Annotated in this window: 14 protein-coding genes and 1 tRNA gene; 14 read left to right on the top strand and 1 reads right to left on the bottom strand. The window is 51.5% G+C overall.

Going from position 1 to position 12396, the window contains the following annotated elements:
* Positions 1-78 precede the first annotated feature (78 nt).
* The 14 genes from HW443_RS06400 to HW443_RS06465 all read left to right on the top strand — a co-directional run bounded on the left by HW443_RS06400 (position 79) and on the right by HW443_RS06465 (position 11988).
* On the top strand, positions 79-936 hold the full coding sequence (locus HW443_RS06400) for a DUF1385 domain-containing protein (protein WP_176237997.1): 858 nt from the start codon (positions 79-81) through the stop codon (positions 934-936).
* A 32-nt stretch (positions 937-968) separates the two neighbouring features.
* Positions 969-2042 carry a peptide chain release factor 1 gene (gene prfA / locus HW443_RS06405; protein ID WP_176229281.1) on the top strand — a complete coding sequence of 358 codons (1074 nt, stop codon included), beginning with the start codon at positions 969-971 and terminating at the stop codon, positions 2040-2042.
* A 30-nt stretch (positions 2043-2072) separates the two neighbouring features.
* Positions 2073-3005, top strand: a complete 933-nt coding sequence (prmC, locus tag HW443_RS06410; protein ID WP_176237998.1) for a peptide chain release factor N(5)-glutamine methyltransferase — start codon at positions 2073-2075, stop codon at positions 3003-3005.
* Positions 2986-3201, top strand: coding sequence for an L-threonylcarbamoyladenylate synthase (locus HW443_RS06415; protein WP_176230788.1), 216 nt, complete (start codon positions 2986-2988; stop codon positions 3199-3201). The genes prmC and HW443_RS06415 overlap by 20 nt, the downstream gene beginning before the upstream one ends.
* 121 nt (positions 3202-3322) lie before the next feature.
* Positions 3323-3766 (top strand): ribose 5-phosphate isomerase B, encoded by a 444-nt coding sequence (rpiB, locus tag HW443_RS06420; protein WP_308751075.1) that lies wholly within the window; start codon positions 3323-3325, stop codon positions 3764-3766.
* Positions 3759-5000 carry a serine hydroxymethyltransferase gene (locus HW443_RS06425; RefSeq protein WP_176230775.1) on the top strand — a complete coding sequence of 414 codons (1242 nt, stop codon included), beginning with the start codon at positions 3759-3761 and terminating at the stop codon, positions 4998-5000. Before rpiB ends, HW443_RS06425 begins: the two co-directional genes overlap by 8 nt.
* A 68-nt stretch (positions 5001-5068) precedes the next feature.
* Entirely contained in the window at positions 5069-5350 is a 282-nt protein-coding gene (locus HW443_RS06430; protein ID WP_176230774.1) for a hypothetical protein, read from the top strand.
* A 236-nt stretch (positions 5351-5586) separates the two neighbouring features.
* Complete coding sequence (locus HW443_RS06435; RefSeq protein ID WP_176230773.1) at positions 5587-5739, top strand: hypothetical protein; 153 nt, start codon at positions 5587-5589, stop codon at positions 5737-5739.
* Positions 5740-5932: 193 nt separating this feature from the next.
* On the top strand, positions 5933-6181 hold the full coding sequence (locus HW443_RS13915; protein WP_176229263.1) for a type II toxin-antitoxin system MqsA family antitoxin: 249 nt from the start codon (positions 5933-5935) through the stop codon (positions 6179-6181).
* A gap of 25 nt (positions 6182-6206) precedes the next feature.
* On the top strand, positions 6207-7478 hold the full coding sequence (gene murA, locus HW443_RS06445) for a UDP-N-acetylglucosamine 1-carboxyvinyltransferase (RefSeq protein WP_176230771.1): 1272 nt from the start codon (positions 6207-6209) through the stop codon (positions 7476-7478).
* Positions 7479-7562: 84 nt separating this feature from the next.
* Positions 7563-8864 (top strand): UDP-glucose dehydrogenase family protein, encoded by a 1302-nt coding sequence (locus tag HW443_RS06450; protein ID WP_176230770.1) that lies wholly within the window; start codon positions 7563-7565, stop codon positions 8862-8864.
* A gap of 85 nt (positions 8865-8949) precedes the next feature.
* The gene (locus HW443_RS06455; RefSeq protein ID WP_176230769.1) at positions 8950-10113 is read left to right on the top strand and encodes a glycosyltransferase family 4 protein; all 1164 of its coding nucleotides are present in this window, start codon (positions 8950-8952) and stop codon (positions 10111-10113) included.
* Positions 10079-11407, top strand: a complete 1329-nt coding sequence (locus tag HW443_RS06460; RefSeq protein WP_176235367.1) for an LCP family glycopolymer transferase — start codon at positions 10079-10081, stop codon at positions 11405-11407. The genes HW443_RS06455 and HW443_RS06460 overlap by 35 nt, the downstream gene beginning before the upstream one ends.
* Positions 11408-11454: 47 nt before the next feature.
* Positions 11455-11988, top strand: coding sequence for a hypothetical protein (locus tag HW443_RS06465; protein ID WP_176230767.1), 534 nt, complete (start codon positions 11455-11457; stop codon positions 11986-11988).
* Positions 11989-12198: 210 nt separating this feature from the next.
* Here the strand turns inward: HW443_RS06465 and HW443_RS06470 are convergent.
* A tRNA-Asp gene (locus HW443_RS06470) sits at positions 12199-12269 on the bottom strand.
* Between the last annotated feature and the right edge of the window lie 127 nt (positions 12270-12396).

Here is a 12396-nt window from a genome sequence, read left to right on the forward strand (position 1 = left end):
CCCATGCACCGCGGCGCACCACATCGCATAAAAATTGGGTTATTTTCAAGGGAGACTGATTAGGAGCTGACTAAGCAGATGGGAAAAAGGTCCCTCATCGGAGGTCAGGCTGTAATTGAAGGTGTGATGATGAGAGGATCCGATAGATGGGCTGTGGCGGTGCGGAAGCCGGACCTTCAGATGGATATTTCCGCCTGGCCCTTTTCCTCTCTTACCAAACGGATACCTCAGTTACGAATAGCCATTGTCAGAGGAATCCTGGTTCTCTTTGAGAGTCTCGTAATCGGGCTTAAAGCTATCTCCTACTCCGCGGATGTGGCTGCTGGTGAGGAGGTCAGGCTGAGCAAACGGGATGTTACTCTGGCCATGATCATGGCCTTAGCTCTGGCGGTAGGCCTTTTCTTTGTTCTCCCCACCGTAGTGGCCAGATCTCTGGATCGGCTATTTCCATCTACCCTGGTCTATAACCTGGCTGAGGGAGCCCTTCGCATAGCTATTCTGGTTGGCTATATTTTCTTTATCTCCTCTCTCAAAGAGATAAGAAGAGTTTTTCAGTATCACGGTGCCGAGCACAAAGTGATCAACGCCTTTGAGAATGGTGAGGATCTTACAGTGGAAGCGGCCAGAAAACATAGCCGCATCCACCTTCGATGCGGTACCAGCTTTTTGCTCGTAGTCATGGTGGTCAGCATTCTGGTGTTTTCCTTTTTGGGCCGGCCGGACCTGGTAACCAGGATTCTCTCCCGCATAGTGGTGATTCCTCTGGTGGCAGGCATTTCTTATGAGATCGTTCGTTTTGCCGGTAAGCACAGGACCTCCCGTCTGCTCCATGCTCTCCTCTATCCGGGCCTCCTTCTCCAGAGCCTGACTACCGGTGAACCCTCTGACGACCAGATCGAAGTGGCCCTGGCGGCTCTTAAAAAAGTAATTGAATAGTGTATAATTACTGCTGGTGAAAGCCCATGGAATTGCTGGAAAAGCTGGAGAGTTACGAAGATAAATACAACGAGATTGCGGAGAGGCTGAGCGATCGCGAAGTGGCCACCAATCCCGAAAAGGTTAGGGAGTACGGAAAACTGCTGGCGGAGCTGGAGGACATTGTGGCCCTGGTCAGGGAGTATAAGGAGGCCAGAAAAAACCTGCGGGATGCGGAGGATCTTCTTAAAGGAGAGACCGACGAAGAAATGCAGGAGTTCTTGCGGGAGGAGATGGCCAGGTGGCGCCGGGAAATGGCTGCTCTGGAGGACAAGATCAAATATCTTCTGGTACCTGGAGATCCCAATGACCGAAAAGACATTATCGTCGAAATCAGGGCCGGAGCCGGAGGAGAAGAAGCCAGCCTTTTCGCTGCCGACCTGTTCCGAATGTACACCAAATATGTGGAAAGACAGGGATGGAAGTTTGCTGTCCTCAGTGTAAGCTCTTCGGAGCGGGGAGGATTCAAGGAGATTATCTTTGAGGTTAAGGGAAGAGGGGCTTTCAGCAAGCTTAAATATGAGTCAGGGGTACATCGCGTTCAGAGGATACCCATTACCGAATCCGGAGGAAGAATCCATACCTCAACGGCCACGGTAGTCGTCCTCCCGGTGGTCGAGGAAGTGGAGGTGAAGCTGGATCCTAATGACCTCAGGATGGATATCTTTCGCTCCAGCGGGCCGGGAGGGCAGTCGGTCAACACTACCGATTCTGCTGTCCGGGTCACCCATCTCCCTACCGGAATAGTTGTCTCCTGCCAGGATGAGAGGTCTCAACTTCAGAATAAGGATCGAGCTCTCCGCATCCTGAGGGCCAGGCTTTATGATCTCTATCAGAGGCAGCAGCAGGAGGAGATTACCTCAGCCAGGAGATCTCAGGTAGGTACTGGCGATCGGAGCGAGAAGATCAGGACCTACAACTTTCCCCAGGATCGAGTCACCGATCACCGGGTGGGTTTGACCCTCCACAAGTTGGATTCAGTCTTAGAGGGGGAGATTGACGAGTTCGTAACCAATCTGGCTGCTGCTGAACAGACAGAGAAGATAAAGCAACTGGGGATCCGATGAAGGATGTCGGAACTCACCCTGAAGGAAGTTTTGAATTCCTCGGTTCGATATTTGGCGGAAGCTGGCATCTCAACTCCCCGTCAGGACGCTGAAATTCTCATCTCCCATGTCCTCGGTCTAAGTCGAGTAGATCTTTATCTCAACTTTCACTGGACACTTACCCCTCAGGAACACCAGGCTGTGGAGGAGCTCATCCGGGAAAGAGGCCAACGCTATCCCCTCCAGTATCTCACCGGGGAAGTTGCCTTTGGAGGACTTATTCTCAGGATCGAGCCGGGCGTATTTATTCCCAGGCCGGAGACGGAGCTTCTGGTGGAGTGTGCTGTGGGGGTACTGGGCTCTTCTGAATTCCGGAGCTCCATTGTGAGAGCAAATAGTAGCTGCCCCTTTCCGGTAATGAATGCCGGCAGGCGCACCGGCTCAGGATCTCCAGTGGTTCTGGATGTGGGCACTGGATGCGGGGCCATCGCTCTGAGCGTGGCCAGAGAAGTAAAAGATTGCCTGGTCTACGCCCTGGACATTTCGGCCCAGGCCATAGATCTGGCCCGCTTCAATGCCCAAAAGTTGGGTTTACAAGAAAGAATCACCTTTCTGGTGGGAGATTTTGTCCAGATCACTCCTGCTGAGCTCAGAGGCAAGGTAGACCTGGTAGCAAGCAACCCTCCCTACATTAAAAAGTCAGATATTGCCCGCCTGGAGCCCGAGGTTCGAGACTATGAAGCTGCGGCTATTGACGGTGGAAAGGACGGGTTGGCCTACTTCCGCCGCCTTCTGCCTTTTGCTCAGCAGTTTCTGGCTCCGGGAGGCCAACTTTTGCTGGAGATAGGGGAGGGACAGGTGCAGGAGATTCTACATCTTGCGGAACAAACTTCCTTTGAGCTGGTGGGAATTCACCAGGATCTGGGAGGAATCGATAGAATTATCCAGTTGAGGAAGAAGTCCCATTGTCTCAACCAGCGCTAACCGGTCCGGCGAGGAAAGCCCCCGATGCGTTCAAGATATACCTCTCCCCATTAGAGAGAAAGTTGACCTTATTGTGGATGAGGGACGGTGTAAATATGGAGTGGAGTCAACTATTATTGACGTCAGCGCTGGAGATGCTAAACTAGTCAAGAAGGGTGCCCTGAGCTGGGAGGAAATTGCCCAAATCCTGGGCTAAAAAAGCATTTCTACCTGGCCTCCCAGAAGGCCAATAAGCAGGCTGGGTCGCCTATGTTCAATTGGTAGATCCAGAAGATGCGGGATTGTGACCAGAAAGGAGTCCTACTATTAAGATTGCTATTGCTTCCGATCACGCCGGCTATGAGCTGAAAGCCAAAGTCAAGGAGTTTTTAGAGACCAGGACCAACCATCAGATTACCGATTTCGGAACCAACTCTCCCGATAGCGTGGATTATCCCCTCTATTCCTACCAGGTGGCCAGGAGTGTTAGTAGAGGAGAAAATGAGCGGGGGATTTTGATTTGCGCCACCGGCATTGGCATGACCATAGCGGCCAATAAAGTAAAGGGCATTCGGGCTACTCCCTGCCATGATAGTTTTACTGCCACAAAAAGTAGAAGCCATAACGACTCCAATGTCCTGGTCATGGGTGCCCAGATTGTAGATGTTGAGACAGCTCTGGAGATAGTCTCCATCTGGCTGGAGGAGAAATTTACCGGAGGGAGACATGAAAGAAGAGTAAGGGAAATCACTCAGATAGAGGAAGGTACCTTAGATGTTTGAGGAGATCGAACAAGACCAGGAGATATCGGAAGTTATTTCCAGGGAGCTGGCCAGACAGAGAAAGACCGTAAACTTAATTGCCTCGGAAAATTTTACCCCCCTCTCCGTTTTGGAGGCTCAGGGCTCTATTCTGACCAACAAGTACGCCGAGGGATATCCTGGGAACCGGTATTACGGCGGCTGTGCGTGTGTGGATGAGGTGGAAACTCTGGCTATGGAGAGAGCCAGGAAGCTATTCCAGGCCGATCATGCCAATGTTCAGCCTCATTCCGGATCCCAGGCCAACATGGCCGTGTATATGGCCTCCCTGAAGCCAGGAGATGTTATCCTCGGGCAGCGGCTGGATCACGGAGGTCATCTGACCCATGGCGCTGCGGTCAATTTTTCCGGCCGCTTTTTTAAAGCTTACGGTTATGGTGTCAGCCGAAAGACAGAGACCATAGACTATGATGAGGTTAGAGAGCTGGCCCGAAAATATCGGCCTCGACTAATCATCTGCGGCACCAGCGCTTACTCCCGGATCATCAATTTTGCTCTCTTTCGGGAGATTGCCGATGAAGTAGGTGCTCTGCTTATGGCTGACATGGCCCACTTCGCTGGTCTGGTAGCAGCAGGAGTATATCCCTCTCCCATTTCCCATGTCCATTTTACCACCTCCACCACCCACAAGACTCTTTGCGGCCCTCGGGGAGGACTTATCCTCTGTACTGGAGAGTTTGCCCAGGCCGTTGACAAAAGCGTCTTTCCGGGCATTCAGGGTGGCCCCCTCATGCATGTCATCGCCGCCAAGGCCATCTGTTTTAGAATTGCTCTTTCTGATGAATTTAAGGAATATCAGAAAAGAATTGTGGACAATGCCAGAGCTCTGGCCCAGGCCCTTGGCGATCGAGGGTTCAGAATTGTCTCCGGCGGCACAGATATCCATCTCTTTCTGGTGGATTTGACCGACCACGGCATTACCGGCCGGGAGGCCGAGGACACTCTGGGCAGAGTGGGAATCGTGGTGAACAAGAACGCTATCCCCTATGATACCAGGAGCCGCTCCATCACCAGCGGAATCCGGGTAGGCACCCCGGCCATGACCCAAAGGGGTATGGGAAAAACGGAGATGGAGAGGATTGCCGAGATCATGGCTACCGTTCTCTCCGATATCAAAAATGAGGAAGTAGCCAGCAAAGCGGCCCGGCAAGTTGAAGAGCTCACCTCTGATTTCCCTCTCTATCCGGAGCTTTGAGGGGAGGCATCGGAGTCCTGGGCTGAAGCATCCCCTTACAGACCGTAAGATCTCTCCTCAGGTGAATTATGACAGTACCTGATCTTGGTGGTGAGGATGAGTTAAGGAACGACGAGAGTTGTCTTCTCTGTGGATCCCACAGCCGCAGCAATCTTTACGATCTACAGCAAGTTTCCGGCATCCCCCACCAGGTAGTCAGATGTCGCTCCTGCGGATTGGTCTTTCTGCAGCCTCTGCCAAAAGATGAAGAGGTAGAGGCCCGCTACCTGGACCCGAACGTAAGCATCTCTTTTTCCGTGATAAGGATCAGGCGGCATATCGGGCAAACTCTTTTCGGCTGGGTTGTATAACGTAACGCGGCCCCGCTCAATCCACACAAGAGCCCAGTGGATCTTTCCCGTAAACTTCTGATGCCTGAAACTAAAGCTTCTAGCCTTCTCATCAAGATGGAAGTCAATGGCGCAGGTGATTACAGCGAGCTGGTTTGGCGCAATGACAAAAAACTGATATAATTCAGCCAGATTTAACCTGCGTCAGCTCTGTTGTTGATTACTCAAGATACGATTATTGACCTGAAGAGAGCTTCATGCGTGTACTAAACCGGATGCGACAAGCAACTGGTGAACAAAGATATCGCATCAGTTCGCACGCTAATGAAGAGATGTCAAACGATGGTCTTCTGGCAGTGGACATAGAGGCCATAATTTTTCATTATGGTCTCATCACCCATGAACCATGAAAATATCAAGTATTTTCTAAGTAATACTTAGAGGTAAGATAGCCCGAAAATTTACGCATGACCTTCGTGGTACTCGTTATGAAATTATGGGGGAGACGACAGATGGCCGCACCGGAGGCGTTGTGTGTCGATTTTTGCCATCAAACGTGCTTCTGATAATCACGGCATATGTCCTATAGTAAGGGGGTTGGAAATGATAAATGGTGATCCATGCGAATACTGCGACGGAAAACTGCAATATCGTCGCATTCGCGCACAGTTTCATTTCAAGGGTGGTACGATCTACATAGACCACGTGCCAGCGTGGGTGTGTGCAAAATGCGGCGAGCGGTATTTCGACGCACCAGTCTATAAGAAGTTGGAAGATATTGCTCAACATAGCGACCGCATAAAGAAGACAATCACTTTTCCGCTTGCGGACTACGAGAGGGCGGCTTTGTAGACTGTAGGGAAAGGTATATTGAGTAGTGGCTAAATATGTCATCCAGGGTGGGCAAAAGCTATCTGGTCGGGTAAGAATCAGCGGGGCCAAAAACTCAGCCCTTAAACTTCTGACTGCCTCTCTTATGGGAAATGATCTGTCCATTATCCGGGGCGTTCCCAGGATTAAAGACATCTTCACCATGGCTCAGGTCCTGGAGGTTCTGGGGGCCCAGGTGGAGTTCACTGGCCACAACGACCTTCTCGTCAATCCTACTTTCCTTAATAATTATGTGGCTCCCTATGAGCTGGTGAGCAGGATGAGGGCCTCCATTTTGGTCATGGGTCCTCTTCTGGCCAAACTGGGCATAGCCCGGGTGGCCATGCCGGGAGGATGCAATATTGGCTCCCGGCAGATCGAACTTCACCTGAAGGGCCTCTCCATGATGGGTGCCTCCATAGAGCAGGGGCATGGCTATATCGAGGCCAGGGCCAAAGGAAGACTCAAGGGAACGGTTATTCCTCTTGACTTTCCCAGTGTGGGTGCTACGGAGAACCTTCTTATGGCTGCCTGCCTGGCTGAAGGGGAAACGGTCATCGAAAACGCGGCCCGAGAGCCGGAGGTGGGTGATCTGGCCCATTTTTTGGGGAAAATGGGTGCCCAAATTGAAGGTATTGGCACGTCCACCCTGTTAATCCAGGGAGTGGAGAACCTGCATGGGGCAGAACACAGGGTGATTCCCGACCGCATCGAGGCAGGAACCTTCATGATTGCTGCCGCCACCACTGGAGGAAACATAACCCTGGAAAATGTGGTCTCTCGCTTCTCAGAACTAGTCATCGGCAAGCTAAGAGATATGGGGGTAGACGTTTTGGAAGATGGGTCCAGATTGCATGTCTCCCGAAACGAGCCCCTGGAAGCAGTAGATATCTCCACCCTGCCCTATCCGGGATTTCCCACCGACCTGCAGGCGCTGATGATGGTTCTTCTTTCTCTGGCAGAAGGAGTAAGCATAGTAACGGAGAATGTATTTGATAACCGTTTTATATTCGTGAATGAGTTGAACCGGATGGGCGCCAGAATAAGGGTGGAAGGCCATCACGCAATGGTCTATGGAGGGGCTACCCTTTCGGGCGCTCCAGTCAAGGCCACTGATCTGCGGGCCGGGGCGGCCCTGGTGGTAGCCGGGCTGGTGGCTGAGGGAGAGACGGAAGTTCACGATATTGAACACATTGAGCGGGGCTATGAAAATTTAGATCAAAAGCTGCGAGACCTGGGGGCAGACATCGAAAAAGTGTCCGGGGAGTCCCAATTTTGAAAATCAGGGAGTACTGGTGGTCAAAGGAGGTGAGGGCGCATTCCCGGTTGTTTAAAAGTGACAGTCCCCTGCGCCTGATTAGCAATGGATAAATTCCGCATCGGGATCATAGGGACCGGATACGTAGGTCTGGTCACCGGAGCTTGCCTGAGTGATATGGGTCACACTGTATACTGCATGGACATTGATGAGAAAGTCATCAAGGACCTCAAATCCGGCCAACTGCCGATCTATGAACCAGGACTGGCCGAACTGGTGGCCCAGGGAAAAGAAAGGGGAAATCTCTTTTTTACCACCTATATCGAGGAAGTCACGGACAACTGTGAGATAATCTATCTGGCGGTGGGAACCCCCCAGTCTCTGGATGGAGGAGCTGACCTCTCCCAAATCTACGAGGCTGCCCGCAGCATTCGGGACAGCGCCCGCCGCCATACTATTGTAGTTACCAAAAGCACCGTGCCGGTGGGCACCGGGGGTGGCCTGCAGCACCTGCTGGCGGAGAGGGAAGATAATGAGGTCAGCTTTTCCTATGTCGCCAATCCCGAGTTCTTGCGGGAGGGCTCGGCTATAAAGGACTTCCTGGAACCGGATCGGATCATCATCGGTTCCTCTGATGAAGAAAGTCTAGACAAAATGGAGTCCATTTACCGCCCCCTGGGCGTGCCCATGGTGAGGACCGATGTCAAGAGCGCCGAGATGATCAAGTATGCCTCTAATGCTTTTCTGGCTACCAAGATCTCCTTTATCAACGAGATTGCCAACGTCTGCGAGGAGGTGGGGGCCGATATTGACGTGGTGGTCCAGGGCATGGGTATGGACAAGAGAATCGGCACCTCTTTTCTCAAAGCGGGCATTGGCTATGGAGGGTCCTGTTTTCCCAAGGACGTTCAGGCCCTGAAACAACTGGCTGGTAACACCGGCTACGTCTTCCAGCTTCTCAACTCGGTGATCGAAGTCAACAATTTGCAGAAAAGCAGAATGCTGGTCAAAATCAAAAAGAAGCTGGGGGGTCTTTATGGAGCTACCATCGGCCTGTGGGGTCTTTCCTTCAAGCCCAACACTGATGATATTCGGGAGGCCTCTTCTTTGGTTCTGATCAAACTTCTTCTTAACGAAGGAGTGAAGGTCAAGGTCTACGATCCCGTGGCCATGGAGAAGTGCCGTCTGCTGCATAAAGGGGTCCACTATTGCCAGGACCCATACCAGGTGGCCGAGGGATGTGATGCTCTTATTCTGGTCACCGAATGGGACTGCTTTCTGGATCTTGACTATACCCGCATTCTGAAGTCCATGAACCGGCCCTACATTTTCGATGGCCGCAATGCTCTGGAGCACCTCAAGCTTAGAGCTCTGGGCTTTGAATATGAGGGAGTGGGTCGGAAGTAGTGTTTGCTTGATTGACAAAGGGCGTTTTGCTATTCTATACTTAGTCTTTGTTAAGATCCGGAAGGCGAACAGAAGGTAAGGAGTCATGACAACTGATGTTGCCTTCGTTTCCTCCTTTCTAGGGGCTTTCATTCTGACCATAATTCTCACGCCCTTAGTCAAGAAGGTAGCCTTAAAAGGGGGCGCCTATGTCGACCCCGTCAAAAATAGAGATGAACGCCACATCCACACTCAGATAATCCCCCGCCTAGGGGGTGTGGCTATTTTTTTATCCTTTCTGGCTATATCCCTCATCCACCTGGGTATCAGCGGGCGCCTGATCGGTGTCCTCATCGGGGCCTCTCTCATTCTGATAGTGGGGGTATGGGACGATCTGCGCGGCCTTACTGCCCTCCAGAAACTCTTCTGGCAGATTGTTGCTGCAGTTATCGTAGTAGCCTCGGGCATAGGTATTGACTTCATTACCAACCCTCTGGGTGGGGTCATTCAGCTGGATACCCTTCGTATCCTCCTGGTGACTGTCAATGGAAATCCCTACGGTATTTCTGTGTGGGGCGACCTGCTGACCATCTTCTGGATTGTAGCCATGATCAACACCCTTAATTTTTTGGACGGCCTGGATGGGCTGGCCACGGGCGTAACTGGAATCGGAGCGCTGGTGGTTTTTGGCATCAGTCTGGCTTCCGGCGGGCCGGAACTGGCCACAGCGCTTCTGGCTATTATCCTGGCTGGGGCGGCATTAGGCTTTTTACCCTACAATTTCTATCCCGCCCGCATCTTTCTGGGAGACTCAGGCAGCATGTTCCTGGGGTTTATGATCGGTGTAGTGTCGATCATCGGCAGCGCTAAAATAGCTACTGCTCTTCTGGTGTTGGGCTTTCCTATTCTGGATTTGGGCTGGGTGGTCATCCGCAGGTTAATCCAGAGGAAGTCACCTTTTGTAGCGGACCGGGGCCACCTTCACCACCGCCTGCTGGATGCCGGTCTCAAGCAGTGGCAGGCGGTGCTCCTTATCTATTTCATCTGTATTGTATTTGGCCTGGCCTCCCTATTCTTGCAGGGTAGCCGGGGAGAACTCATTGCCCTGGTCCTGCTGGCCGGGACCATGTTGCTCTTCACCTTCGGTCTGGTGATCATAATGGCCTCTAAAAAGAGAGGAAAGAACGGAGAAAGCCCCACCGTTTATTATCTAGAGAGGTTTTTTGCTGAACGCCATGAGAAGAAGAAAAGCAAGGCCAAAAGCGGCTAGACGGATACTATACATTCTTCCCATTCTTATAGTGGTGGTAATAGGGAGCTTTTTTTATATCTGGCAGAGATGGGAGGGCTATAAAGAGGAAATTAACCAGCACATCACTCAGGGTTCAGAGACGGTTATCGAAGTCCTGGATGAGCCTCCGGCCCCTGAAGAGCCTCTGAACATCCTCATCGTAGGGAAGGACGCCAGGCCAGAACTGCAGGACGGAGGCCCTGGGCACGCCGATGCCATCATGCTCCTGCGCCTGGATCCCAGGCTGATGAAGGGCTATCTCATATCCGTTTTACGGGATACCAGGGTGGAGATCCCCGGCTACGGAGCTCACAAGATAAATGCTGCTCTTGCCTGGGGAGGGGAGGAGCTTTTAATCCAGGTAGTGCAGGATTTTCTGGGACTGCCCATTCACCACTACGTGACTGTCGATTTTGAGGGATTTAAGAAACTGGTAGATGTTCTGGGTGGAGTGGACGTGGTAGTAAATCAGCCCCTCATTGATGAACTTTCTGGAGCCAACTTCCCGGTAGGGGAACATCATCTGGATGGAGAGCAGGCTCTGGCCTTTGTCCGATCTCGCTCTTACATTACGGCCGACAAGGAGAGGGTTTATCAGCAGCAGTATTTCTTGCGTCAACTGGTCGATCAACATCTCACTGTCGCTAACCTGGCCAAGATTCCGGAGTTCTTCGAACTGCTCAAGGAGTATATCCGGACTGACCTGGACATAGACACTATTCTCAGATATAGCCTCCCGATCAGGCAGTCCAATCCTCGTGAAAACCTCATCATGGCTACTATTCCCACCACCCCCAAATTTGATGAGGAAAACCAGATCTGGTATGAAATACCGCGCAAGGACGAAATTGAGGTCATGATTCAGAATATCCTGGAAGGGAAAACTCCGGTCAAGTACGGTGCGGAATATGATGACCTGGGTACCACTCCGGAGGTCATGGAGGTAAATAAGGAATACAATGTGAAGGTCAAGGTGACCAATACCGGCTATGAGACCTGGCGTAATTATGGGATAATCACCAATCTAAGTTATCATTGGTATGAGTATGAGACCGGAAAAGTGGTTATGTACCACGACGGCAAAAGGGCCTTCCTTCCCGTAGAGGACCTGAAGCCAGGAGAGTCCGTTACCTATGAACTAACGGTGGTAGCGCCCTCAGCTCCGGGAAGCTACCTTCTCCAATATGATCTGGTGCTAGAGGGTGTAGTGTGGTTTTCCAGGGCGGGAAATCCTACTCTGGATCGTGTGATCGAGGTTAAGGAGCAGACGTGAGAATGAAAGAGGAAGGGAGACCCGCGTGCCATCGAGGAGCTTCTGTAGTGATGGCATTGATCATTATGGCGCTCCTTACTTCCTTAATCACGCTTACCTCCTGTGCCCGGGAGGCCGTCTCCGCGCCTGAAGAAATTCCAGAAACTCCAACAGAGGAAGCCGAGGGCACAGAGCAACCCCCGGAACCCCCCGAGGAGATCGACTACTCCCAGGAACAGTTCGGAGTGGAGTTCGACACTCGCCTGCCCTCTTTTCTGGTAATTGGATCCGAGCAGGTCTTCAAAATCAAAGTGGTTAACAAAAGCTCTTTTACCTGGTACAGTGGCGGGGCCAATCCCGTCCGCCTGGGCTATCACTTCTACAAACAGGATGAGGATTTTCAAGTCTATGACGATGGGACCAGAGGCTATCTTGCTGAGAATGTAGCGCCTGGCCAGAGCACAGTCATCGAGCTGCCCATCAAGCCTCCGGACAGGAGCGGCTACTACATAATTCAGTTGGATATGGTGGTGGAGGATTTTAGCTGGTTCTCAGCCCAGGGAGCCCAGGTGCACGAAGCCTTTGTGTTTGTGGGGAAGTAGAACCTTTCGCGCCCTTTCTAAAGCATCTGTTAAAATGTATGAAATGAGATGTACAAAAGAAAGAAGGCCGTTTCCGGCCCTCTTTCTAATGTTGCGGATTCTTGTCCCGCCTGGTTTAATGGCGCCCCATCACAGCGACTTTATTCTACCTTTTTCAGTTTTACTTGTCAATACGGGTACATTTGTCGTATTTGTTAAATTACGCTAAGGTGGAGCCGAGGGGAGTCGAACCCGCATCAACGCTGTGATAGGGCGTTGTTTTACCATTAAACTACGGCCCCACCAGTCAGAAATTATAGCGTATTTACTTATTTATATAAATAGCTAATTCAATAAGTACTCAATAATGATTTTGGATTGGGATTTTGAGAGATAGATACCGGAAGCCATTTTAGGATTCTGGGGAGG

The organism is Candidatus Hakubella thermalkaliphila (assembly GCF_013281975.1).
In the GTDB taxonomy this organism is placed as follows: Bacteria; Actinomycetota; Humimicrobiia; order Hakubellales; family Hakubellaceae; genus Hakubella; species Hakubella thermalkaliphila.